The 11,737-nt window shown below is 41.1% G+C and carries 8 protein-coding genes and 6 tRNA genes; 3 read left to right on the top strand and 11 right to left on the bottom strand.

Annotated features, from left to right (window positions below; translation table 11 throughout):
* Positions 1-48 precede the first annotated feature (48 nt).
* From GBN19_RS08900 to GBN19_RS08865, 8 genes are all read right to left on the bottom strand, one after another.
* Positions 49-124, bottom strand: a tRNA-Val gene (locus tag GBN19_RS08900).
* Between the two features lie 21 nt (positions 125-145).
* Positions 146-222: transfer RNA gene (locus tag GBN19_RS08895), tRNA-Asp, on the bottom strand.
* A 44-nt stretch (positions 223-266) separates the two neighbouring features.
* Positions 267-342: transfer RNA gene (locus GBN19_RS08890), tRNA-Val, on the bottom strand.
* A gap of 19 nt (positions 343-361) precedes the next feature.
* Positions 362-438 (bottom strand) — tRNA-Asp (locus GBN19_RS08885).
* A 47-nt stretch (positions 439-485) separates the two neighbouring features.
* A tRNA-Asp gene (locus GBN19_RS08880) sits at positions 486-562 on the bottom strand.
* Between the two features lie 23 nt (positions 563-585).
* A tRNA-Val gene (locus GBN19_RS08875) sits at positions 586-661 on the bottom strand.
* 159 nt (positions 662-820) lie between these two features.
* Positions 821-1,354, bottom strand: coding sequence for a cell wall-recycling L,D-carboxypeptidase ElsL (elsL, locus tag GBN19_RS08870; RefSeq protein WP_151777888.1), 534 nt, complete (start codon positions 1,352-1,354; stop codon positions 821-823).
* Positions 1,354-1,731, bottom strand: a complete 378-nt coding sequence (locus GBN19_RS08865; protein ID WP_151710460.1) for a YbaN family protein — start codon at positions 1,729-1,731, stop codon at positions 1,354-1,356. Before GBN19_RS08865 ends, elsL begins: the two co-directional genes overlap by 1 nt.
* Positions 1,732-1,794: 63 nt before the next feature.
* Here GBN19_RS08865 and GBN19_RS08860 point away from each other — a divergent pair, with 63 nt between their 5' ends.
* From GBN19_RS08860 to dapE, 3 genes are all read left to right on the top strand, one after another.
* On the top strand, positions 1,795-2,691 hold the full coding sequence (locus tag GBN19_RS08860; RefSeq protein WP_171494464.1) for a DUF1853 family protein: 897 nt from the start codon (positions 1,795-1,797) through the stop codon (positions 2,689-2,691).
* 76 nt (positions 2,692-2,767) lie between these two features.
* Positions 2,768-2,908: an entericidin A/B family lipoprotein gene (locus tag GBN19_RS08855; RefSeq protein WP_151710458.1), complete on the top strand. Its 141-nt coding sequence runs from the start codon at positions 2,768-2,770 to the stop codon at positions 2,906-2,908.
* Between the two features lie 113 nt (positions 2,909-3,021).
* A complete protein-coding gene (gene dapE, locus GBN19_RS08850) occupies positions 3,022-4,155 on the top strand; it encodes a succinyl-diaminopimelate desuccinylase (protein ID WP_151777886.1) in 1,134 nt (377 codons plus the stop codon).
* 52 nt (positions 4,156-4,207) lie between these two features.
* Here dapE and GBN19_RS08845 read toward each other — a convergent pair whose 3' ends face one another.
* The 3 genes from GBN19_RS08845 to GBN19_RS08835 all read right to left on the bottom strand — a co-directional run bounded on the left by GBN19_RS08845 (position 4,208) and on the right by GBN19_RS08835 (position 11,697).
* On the bottom strand, positions 4,208-4,657 hold the full coding sequence (locus GBN19_RS08845) for a hypothetical protein (RefSeq protein WP_151777885.1): 450 nt from the start codon (positions 4,655-4,657) through the stop codon (positions 4,208-4,210).
* Between the two features lie 12 nt (positions 4,658-4,669).
* A complete protein-coding gene (locus GBN19_RS08840) occupies positions 4,670-9,508 on the bottom strand; it encodes an Hpt domain-containing protein (protein ID WP_151777884.1) in 4,839 nt (1,612 codons plus the stop codon).
* A gap of 119 nt (positions 9,509-9,627) precedes the next feature.
* Complete coding sequence (locus tag GBN19_RS08835; protein ID WP_151777883.1) at positions 9,628-11,697, bottom strand: methyl-accepting chemotaxis protein; 2,070 nt, start codon at positions 11,695-11,697, stop codon at positions 9,628-9,630.
* Between the last annotated feature and the right edge of the window lie 40 nt (positions 11,698-11,737).

Here is an 11,737-nt window from a genome sequence, read left to right as displayed (position 1 = left end):
CTGCACGGTAAACCTAAAAGCCAAGTCGCAAGACTTCTAAGTTGAATATGGTGGGCGCTGACGGGATCGAACCGCCGACATTCTGCTTGTAAGGCAGACGCTCTACCAACTGAGCTAAGCGCCCTCATAGGGTTTGGACTTAAAATGGCGCAGCGGACGGGGCTCGAACCCGCGACCCCCGGCGTGACAGGCCGGTATTCTAACCAACTGAACTACCGCTGCACGGTAAACCTAAAAGCCAAGTCGCAAGACTTCTAAGTTGAATATGGTGGGCGCTGACGGGATCGAACCGCCGACATTCTGCTTGTAAGGCAGACGCTCTACCAACTGAGCTAAGCGCCCTCAAAAGCGTTTTTGTAAATGGCGCAGCGGACGGGGCTCGAACCCGCGACCCCCGGCGTGACAGGCCGGTATTCTAACCAACTGAACTACCGCTGCATTTACGCATATCGCATTTGGGTACAAACAATGATTAAGATCTAAAGTGGCGCAGCGGACGGGGCTCGAACCCGCGACCCCCGGCGTGACAGGCCGGTATTCTAACCAACTGAACTACCGCTGCACTAAGATCTTAACGTAAAGGCTTGGTGGGCGCTGACGGGATCGAACCGCCGACATTCTGCTTGTAAGGCAGACGCTCTACCAACTGAGCTAAGCGCCCTTAACGTCTTTATCGTTTGTGAGGTGCATTATAGAGAATCTTGATCTAGTGTCAAACGCTTTTCGATGCATTTCGCACTTTTTGTATCTGAATGATTAAAAAATAAGTTATTTTTCGCAAAATTAGACAGATTTGAATAAATTATATGCATCTATATTGTTAAATTTTAAGGGAATCATAAATTTGTTGATCAAATTGATATTCCGATAAATATACTAAAGCACCTTCATTGATGAGATCAAACACCTCTATGACATCCTGATTTCGCATCCGAATACAACCATGCGATGCCGCAATACCCATTGGCTGATCCTCAGGAGTTCCATGAATATAGATATAACGGCGATACGTATCACAGCCCTCACCCAGATTAAATCCAGCTTCTAAACCTTTGAGCCATAAAATTCGAGATAAAATCCAGTCACGTTCAGGAAACTGCTGTGCATATTCTGTTGAAAAAACCTCGCCTGTTGCTTGACGGGCAATAAAAACGCTATTAATTGGTAAATTATGTCCAAATTTTTCAGAAATTTGATGCCAACCACGAGGGGTTTTACCACTGTTTTCAGCTTCGCCAATACCATTCAACCCTGATGAAATTGAATACTGTTTATTGAATTTTGGCAAAAGTAAAGTTTGGGTTTTGAGGTCAATTAAAATATCAGCATCTTGTAATGAAGCAGGAAGTATCATTATTTTCTCAGAGAATTTTTAGTGGGTTCGGGTCTTTGCCACAACCAAATCGCCACGATCAGCATAGTGACATCCGTAAATAATTTAACTAACAGTGGTGCTTTGGTAAACAGCATAATAATACCACTCAGTAACATCATCCCCGATGCCCAATATTTCGCCTTACGTGGCACAGTTCCATGCTCACGCCAATTACGGAGTGTTGGGCCATATTTGGGGTGTTTGAGTAACCATGCATCGACTTGTGGCCAGCCTTTTGATGCTGCCCATGCTGCTAAAATCAAAAAAACGGTTGTCGGCACACCTGGTAAAATTGCACCTATGATTGCTAATACTAAGAAAATAATGACCAGCATGCGCCAAAACAATGTTTTCATTCAACAGTCTGCTTAGATGAACAATGCTAGTATAAGGTTTTCATGGTGTTTGGTGTAATTTTAATGCTTGCCTATTCTGCACAAACCACGACTTATTTCGAACCTTGGTTAAACTTCCGACAACCTTGTGTACGGCAACTCGCTTTTACAATTGCAAGCCCAAATTTAATTCAACACTTACCCACTGAATTAAACATTCAACACGCTTTTGAAATACACCCTGCTGAACTATGGCAAAAATACTATCAGCAATATCAGGAGCGCCTAATAGAATTAGACCAAAATCCTGCTCCATTACTACAGTTTCTTGCACAGCTTAAAAGTACACGTCTAGGATTACGCTTTGAAATGTTGATCTGGTTTTGGTTACAAGACAACCCTGAGCAGCGTTATCATCCCTATGAAGTGATTGGACATAGCCTACAACAAATCGAGGGGGCTAAAACTTTAGGCGAACTTGACTTTCTGCTATTGAATCATCAAACACAACGCATCGAACACTGGGAAGTTGCTTTAAAATACTATTTAGCAGAAGGTGATTATACTTTGCCTCATTGGTATGGCTTAAATCGTGATGATACTTTTCTCAAGAAGCTACGGCATTTTACTGAGCGCCAATTTCAGTTTGAACATGTATCCTCTCTCGATATTCAGCAGAAATTTGCTATTTTAAAAGGGCAATTATTTTTACCAAATGTTACCGCAGTTACAATTCCAGCATGGATTCAAACTGCTCGACGTTTAGGAAAATGGGGACATACTATTCCCCAACAGCCCATGTATCGTCTCACACGACATGAATGGATTTGCCCGAATACACAAGCAACATCTGCACCTGCAATTTGGTGGTGTAATGATCTTTATTATGATTTTAGCTCACAGCAGCCTTATATGTATCGCCAACCTGCGCTCATTGATTTTGTATACAAATGCTACAATGAATTACATTTTAAGTGTTAAACATCAATACTTTTTCCAATCTGGCTTGTTTATGCTGAGTCTACATTAACAAAAAATGTAACCTTGGAGACTCTTAATGAAAAAAATTCTATTTGCTTCAATCGCTCTCGCTGTTGTTCTTACAGGTTGTAATACTGTGCGTGGGGTTGGTCAGGATGTATCAACAGCAGGTCATGCTGTATCGGATACTGCAACGAAAACGCAAGAAAAAATGTAATTTTCCTGGATATCCAGTTTTAAAAAAACCTTATCTTTCCGATAAGGTTTTTTTATGACAACGTTTCCCCTATCATAATCAGCAAATTCTAGCCTGTTATATTCCTGCTGCTTATGTCTACCTCTGAAACTCTCGATCTTAGTTTACAACTTTTACGCCAACCCTCAGTCACACCCGTTGATCACAATTGCCAAAACATCATGGCAGAACGCCTTGCAAATGCTGGTTTTAACATTGAACCTATGCGTTTTGGAGATGTTGACAATCTATGGGCACGTCGTGGCACAACAGAACCTGTATTTTGTTTTGCAGGACATACTGATGTTGTACCTACAGGTAACTTAGATGATTGGAAAACTCAGCCATTTCAGCCTGAAATTAAAGATGGGAAACTATATGGGCGCGGTAGTGCTGACATGAAAACAGCCCTAGCTGCGATGGTCGTGGCAACGGAACGCTTTGTTGCCAAACACCCTGATCACAAAGGTTCAATTGCTTATTTGATTACTTCTGATGAAGAAGGCCCTGCAATTAACGGCACAGTGAAAGTGATTGAAACCTTAGAAGCTCGCCAAGAAAAACTGAAATGGTGTTTGGTCGGTGAACCATCAAGTACGCATCGCCTTGGAGATATTGTTAAAAATGGTCGGCGCGGTTCACTCAATGCTGTACTCACCATTCAAGGTAAGCAAGGTCATGTTGCCTACCCTCACCTTGCCAACAACCCAATCCATCAAGCATCTGCTGCGATTAATGAACTATGTACGACTGTTTGGGATCATGGCAATGAATACTTCCCTGCAACATCTTTCCAAATCTCCAATATTCATGCAGGCACTGGGGCAACCAATGTCATTCCGGGCACATTGAAAGTGACTTTCAACTTCCGTTATTGTACTGAAGTCACTGCTGAGCAGTTACAGGCGCGTGTAATTGAGATCCTCAACAAGCATGGTCTCACTTTCGACATTCAATGGACACTCTCAGGCTTACCATTTTTAACGCCAGTTGGCGAGTTGGTTCAAGCAACACAACATGCTATTCGTCATGTCTGTGGAATTGAAACCGAACTTTCGACCAGTGGCGGTACTTCAGATGGTCGCTTTATTGCACCAACAGGTGCACAAGTTCTTGAATTAGGCGTTTTAAATGCAACAATTCACCAAATCAATGAACATGTCAATGTTGATGATCTTGAGCCTCTTGCTCATATCTATGAAGAAATTTTAGTGCAACTTCTTGCCTAAAAATGAAAGAAGCCTTCACGTATGAAGGCTTCTTTTCGAAATCACACGCAGACTAGATCGTTATACCTAAGGCACGCTGAATCTCGACCAAGTTCGGAATCTGGTACTGTTTACCTTCAGAGACCACATACTGAAAGACTTTCACGTCATCGACAGGGCGATCATCATCTACAACCTCAGAAATACGTAGGCGAATACCTTGTGGCATGTCATTACACAGCAATGCAAAACGCTGCGTAATTTCCTCCCCTTCAATAATCAAAGCAATTCCATCTTTTACATTCGGGTTATGAATTGAATAAACAGGTAAATCCACCTCATGCCATGTCAAAGCATTGACCTGTGTTGGACTGTTTTGTGCAGACAATACAATATTTTGAGGAATCAGCATCGGCACTTGGTTATAACACTCAATAATATAAGCATCAATAAATCCTGTTGAAACAGAAATTAAGTGCTGTAATTCTTGTTGGTCAATTTCATGTACACGTTCAGTATTCATTCGTGATTATCCTCAAGCCTTTTCCAAAACTTGCTCAATATGCTGGAGCAAATCTGCTTCTTGGAATGGTTTACCCATATAGTGCGTTACGCCCAAGCTAAATGCACGCTCACGGTGTTTTTCACCTGTACGTGATGTAATCATGATGATTGGTAAATCTCGATAAATTGAATGGTGACGTAACATATTGGTTACTTCGAAACCATCCATTCGTGGCATTTCAATATCGAGCAACATTACATCTGGTTTGATATGCTCAATTTGCTCAATTGCATCGACACCATCTTTAGCAGTCACCACATCATAACCATGACGTTCTAATAAGCGCGAAGTTACCTTACGTACTGTCACAGAGTCATCGACAATCATCACCAATTGACGAGCACGGGTAGCTTTCACAGTATCACGACGCTGTTCAGTCAATGCTGTCGTACGTTGTGTACTTTGAATACGGCGGGCAATATTATGACCATCTAGAATCAAACATACCTGACCATCACCCAAAATGGTTGCACCACCAATTGCATCAATTTTCGCTAGCTGTTGTCCTAATGGTTTTACAACAATCTGTGCACGAGAACCGATCAACTGATCGACTAATAGCGCAACAGTTTGGTTGTTATTCCCTTTAATTAATAATACAGGGAGTGAATGCCCAATATTGGCTAAACGTGGCTGAGGTTGATAGCCCACAAACTCCGATACATAGCGCAGCTTATATTTTTGACCATCAATACCAAACACTTCGTCATTACTTTCAAAGTAATCCGCCAAAGCTTGCGGTGAAATTCGAACAATACGTTCAATCTGAGTCAATGGAATCGCAAATTGCTGATCAGCGACTTTTACCATCAAGGCATCACTCACCGCTACAGTCGTTGGTACACGAATAACAAAGGTTGAACCACGTCCTTGTTCAGAACGAATAGAAATGTGACCACCTAATGTCTTAATTTCACTTTGTACAACATCTAGACCAACACCACGACCCGAAATCTGAGTTACAGCTTTTGCGGTGGTTAAGCCTGAATGGAAAATGTACTGTAAAATTTCTTGCTGAGTTAAGTTGTGATCAGCACTGATTAAGCCTAATTGACGTGCTTTATTTTCAATTTTGCTTGGATCAATACCACGACCATCATCACGTACTTCAACAATAATGTCTGAACCTTGACGACTGATTTCAATTTCAATACGACCAGCTTCAGGTTTACGTGCTGCAAGACGCTCTTCACCTGATTCAATACCATGGTCAATTGCATTACGTAGCATATGCTCTAATGGCGTAACCAAACGCTCAAGAATACTACGGTCAAGCTCGGCATCTTGATTGACCAAATTCAGATTGACCGCACGATTCAAGGTGGATGAGGTTTGACGAACTAAACGTTGTAAACGGCTGACAATACGTGAGAATGGTACAAGTCGTACACGCATCAAGCCATCTTGCATTTCTGCCTGAATACGAGATTGTTGTAACAGCAAAGCTTCCGCATCACGAACTTTATCTGCAAGGGTGACTTTAAAGTCAATCAAATCCGAAGCAGATTCGGCAAGCGATTTAGATAACTGGTTCAATGACGAATATTGGTCCATTTCCAATGGGTCAAAGTCAGCATAACGCGAATTTTCCATGCCATGTTTAGCAATAATTTGCGTTTCAAGTTCGCCTTCCATTCGACGTAACTGATCGGATAAACGCTGAATTGCCAATTCCATTTCATTTAATGTCGTGGTGAATTGGCTGATTCCCATTTCAATACGCGAGCGGTTAATTGCATTTTCACCCGTCAAGTTGATCATCTTCTCAACTAGACCAGCAGAAATACGAATCATCTCATTGCTTTGATCTGTCGTGCTTTCTGTATCCCACTCACCAAGCATTGAAGGAGGCTCTGTACCATCCCCTTCAACAAAGCCAGCGAAGCTACTAATCGCTGTATCAAATTGACCTGCAACCTGTTGTGGCAACTGTGCAGACAAATCAATAAATTCAATCGCTGCAAGCTGACGTTTTAATGGTTCAACATCATCATATTGATTTGCATGAATTGAAATTTGTAGCCATGCAATAGTATTCAATAGCAAATTGTCATATACATTTGAGCTAAATTGACGCAATGCAAATTGTTCAAATGTATTTTCTAATGCTGTTGTAATGTCAATGACAGGCTGTATGCCTGCCATACGTGCAGCACCTTTAATGGTATGCGTATCACGTTGTAACTGAAGCAATAAACTACGGTTAGTACGGTCATCAAACCACGCCTGCAACTGAGCACGAATTCGCTGAATAAGCTCTTGAGTTTCTTCAAGGAAGCTTTGATGAATCATGGCTTGCAATTCAGCATCTTCTGATTTAACAGCCTCAACTTCACGTACCGCAACAACTTCATTCTGCCCTACGGCTTGGGCAGATTCAGATTCAGATTCAACTGTTGCAAGCTCATGTAAAACCTGCAATGTTGCTGTCGCAGGATAATCAATCCCTTTTTGTTGAATCACTTCAACACGTTCAGCAATCTGGTCTTGAGCCAAACGCAAAACTGCCAGTAGATATTCTGTAGGTTGAAGTTGCTGATGAATCAGCTTTTCATATACTGTTTCTAACTCATGCGCAATCAAACCAATTTGCGATGCTTGTATCATATTTGCACCACCTTTTAAGGTATGCAAATGACGCATTAAGACATTCAAATATTCTGGCTTATGATTTTCTTGTAAATAAGCATTAAAATCATGATCAAGCTCTACCAACAAATCTTCAGCTTCATCGAGGAAGATTGAAGTCAGGTCAGCATCAGGTAAGACCACTGCCTGTGCACTTTCCACAGCCAAATGATCGCTGAAAATACGTTGCGCAACACGGCTGATTGGATCACTCAGATGGGTTGTCACAGGTTCAACAGCCACAGGTAAAGCTGTCTCTACTGTAATTAAGTCAACAGGAATCACTGACTCAGGTGCTTGAGTAATCAATGGTTGATGTACTTGATCAATCGATGGCTGCAATAATTCATGCAAAACTTTGAGTGTTGCAGTTGATGCATAATCTTGCTGTGATTCACGTACCACATCAATACGATCACCCATTGCATCAAGAACCAAACGCAATACTGCGACCAATTTTGGTGATGTCTGTAATTGCTGATTAATCAAACGCTCAAAGATTGTTTCCAATTCATGCGCAATCAGACCAATATTCTTCGCCTGAATCATATTTGCACCACCTTTTAAGGTATGTAAATATCGCATTAAATGATTCAGTGCTTTTAGATGTGTTGGCTCTTCTTGATACACATTAAATGAATGATCAATTTGTCTTAAGAGATCATCTGCTTCATCGAGGAATACATCAACCAAATCTTGATCATCAAGTACAATTGCATCGCCTTGCTGATCTTGCAACAAACGCTGAACATAGCTGGCAACATCCAAGCCCGCTTCAGTTGTTTCTGCCTGTTCTTGAACTTGATTCATCCAGTCTAACAAGTCACTCAGAACATGCTCTGTTTGACCTGACAGATAAACCGTTTGACCTGTTGCTAACAAGTCAAAATAATGAATCAATTCCTGATGGGTATGATCAAACAATTCAAATGTATAATCTGAATCGAGTAACCAACGCTTATCTTGCAATTTTTGATAACATGACTTCAGTTTGTCTGCAAGCTGGTGCAGAGCAAGCGTTGAAAACTTCTCTGTATGTTCACTTAAAATTGCAGACTCATGAATTAATTGATCTAGATATATTGCTGTATCATCTTGAACAGACTTTTCAAAGTCATGCTCAGCATCCAACAAATGATCAATATTCAAAGCCATAATATCATTAATCAGACCACTGACACTAAATTCCTGTCTGCTTTGTTCTTGATTTTCTTGATAATTATTCCAAATTTGAGCGAATTCTTCAGCAGCTTGCTGACCTTGTTCTGACCCTTCAGGTGTCAAATCAGCTAAATAAACTGTAATAAAGTCTGAAAAACTTGCCAATAAATCATTTTCAGCATCAGTTAATGATTTCTCTTCCTGCAAATGGGCTTTTAAAGCATGTTCGACATTCGCACTCGCCTGAAAAATAGGCTCAATATGTGCCATGCCTGAACTACCCTTAAGAGTATGCAGTGCACGAATCAATGCATCTGTTTGTTTTGCAGATGGATCTAGCTGTTTTAAGAAATGATTAATTGTTTCAAGATGTTCAAACGCTTCTTCAAGATAAATTGCCAATGTTTCTGACAATACTAGCTCTTCTTTTGCGACCACTGTAGGCACGACTACAGGCTGCTCGACAGGTACAAGCTCAGGTGTCGCAATATCAATCAACTCAAGCCCAGTCACATCAGCTTCATTGCTCAGATTTGCAGTCACCATAAGCAAATCATGCAAAGCTGCATCAGGTGTTTGCTGTTGCTGTAACTGCTGCCCCAATAGCACCAATGGACGCAAATCCAGAGTTAATGCTTGTTGCTGTTGCAATAATGGGTAAAGCTTATATTGAAAAACCCGAAAACATGCCAATGCAAACTGCTGAACCTGCGTAGAAAAATCAACGCTTTTCGCAATTACTCGATTTAATAAGTCTTCAGTTGTCCAAGCTAGCTCACCAGCCTGATACGCCCCAACCATTCGCCCAGACCCTTTCAAAGTATGAAAATAACGGCGAATGTCTTTTAAATATTGTTCATTATCGGCATCTGCTAGCCATAATGGAAAGAGATGCTCAAACTCAGCCAAGATATCCTGAAGCTCTTCAACAAAAATCTCTAAAATTTCAGCATCTTGGTCTAAATAAGTATCTTCAGGCAACGAGATCGTTGTTACTAAATTTTTTAGTATTTCTTTCATCGCTCAAACTTCTTCTGTTTAGCTTGATATTGTTGAGCGCAAGCTAGAACAATCTAGCTACTGCGGTTGCTCCAAGAGCTTTTCATTCTAGAATAAAAAGCTCTTTCGACAGATCTAAGTTATTCTGGCAACTTAAAGTCAGTTACAGATTCACGAAGTGATTCCGCCATATTTGCCAATTCAGAGACTGATCGCGCTGTATCGAAGGTTGCTGTCGTTGTCTGTGATGTAATATCTTGTACAACGCTCATCGTATTTGCAATATGACTTGCAGATGCAGACTGTAACTGAGCAGTATTAGAAATGTTATCAATCAACTGTGCCAATGCTCTCGATACGTTTTGAATTTCATCCAAGGCAACACCCGCATCCTTAGCCAAGTTCGCACCACGTACAACCTCGGCAGTGGTATGTTCCATCGAGATAACGGCTTCGTTCGTATCGGCCTGAATGGTTTTTACAAGGTTTTCAATCTGTTTAGTTGCAGATGCAGAACGTTCCGCAAGACGCTGTACTTCGTCGGCAACAACCGCGAAACCACGACCTGCCTCACCCGCCATAGATGCCTGAATTGCTGCGTTCAATGCCAAGATGTTTGTTTGGTCGGCAATATCGTTAATTAACGAGACGATGTTACCAATCTCTTGTGAAGATTCACCCAAACGTTTAATACGTTTTGATGTTTCCTGAATCTGTTCGCGAATATTGTCCATACCTTCGATTGAACGATGTACGACATCAGCACCATTGGCAGCAATAACAACCGAACGCTGTGCTACACCCGCTGACTCTGTTGCGTTGGCAGATACTTGGTCAATTGACAATGCCATTTCGTTAATCGCTGCAGATGCACCTGCAATCTCTTGTGCCTGATGCTCAGATGCTTCTGCCAACTGGTTAGTAATATGTTGAGTATCTTGTGAGTAACGTGCAACTTCTTGAGATGTATCATTAATTCGAGATACCAAGTCACGTAACTGGTCGATCGCAAAGTTAATGGAGTCGGCGATTGCCCCTGTGAAGTCTTCAGATACCGTTGCGTAACTACGTAAGTCACCATCCGCCAAGTCTGCAATTTCATCCAGTAAACGTAAAATCGCGTTTTGGTTACGGTCGTATTCTTCTTGTAAGCTTTCCATACGTGCTTTATCAGCTTGACCACGGAGGCTTAATAAGCGATATGCACAATACAAGAAGCCAACAAAGCTGACAATTAACAGGAATGCAAAATAAATAGTTGCTGTTGCTGTACTAGAGAGCTTGTTTAATGCTGCTAAAAGCTCACCTGACTGGTTAAAAATTTGTGCTGCAGCTTTTTGTACAGCCGCAACTTTTGCAGAGTTATTATAAAGAACTGCTGCACCTGTCTTAATAACTTGGTCATATTCAGCTTGAATTTCAGTTAACTGATCACGTAAATCTGGATCTTCAATACGAGCAACACCTAATTCAGCACTACCATTGAGCTGTGCATTCAAATATTTACCAAACGTATCAGCATCTGTTTTAAAGTCATTTGCCGATTCTTTTGCAGTATCTGAAACTGATAAAATCTCATCAATCGAACGTAAAATACGTTCTGCAATAAAGACTTGGTTTTTAGCAATAATTACTTGACCTGCAGGCATATTACTACGAACCATTTGATCTACAACGGAGTTATATTCAGCCTGCATACCAGGAATGACCTGACTAATCGCAACGTTCGTATCATATAACTGGTTCAAAATTTTCTCATTTTGAACAATGGTATCAATATTCTTAGAGGTTTTCGCCCATTCATCATCAACCTTTTTCAAATTATCAGCACCACTATGCACTGTTTTAAGGTTTGCTAAACTGGCATTAAATTGCTGCTGTAGTGTTTTTAATTTTTTAATCGATTCATCTGAGCCTGAAGCCGTTGCTTCAGTTGTTTGACGGGAAATCATCTGAGATAGCAAACGTAAATCACCTAGACTTTCCGTCAAGGTTTTGTTACGTGGCACACTGTATGCCAAAACCAACAGGAGTACAAAAGACACAACTGCACAAACCAAACCCATTTGAATAAATGGTTTTGCGCGATCACGGTCACCAAAGGTTTCCGATGTTGCATCTAGCGTTTTTCTAATTTTACTAACGAAACCGTCACTATTTGTTGTACTGACTTGGTCTGTTGCACCCTTTAATTTATCAAAAAAGCCCATCCAGCTTCTCCCCAGAATCGCAATATTTAGGCGATGTAAT

The sequence above is a fragment of the Acinetobacter brisouii genome (genome assembly GCF_008993995.1).
Lineage (GTDB): Bacteria > Pseudomonadota > Gammaproteobacteria > Pseudomonadales > Moraxellaceae > Acinetobacter > Acinetobacter brisouii_A.
Note: the sequence above shows the minus strand (reverse complement) of the source record. Positions and strands in the feature narration are given on the sequence as shown.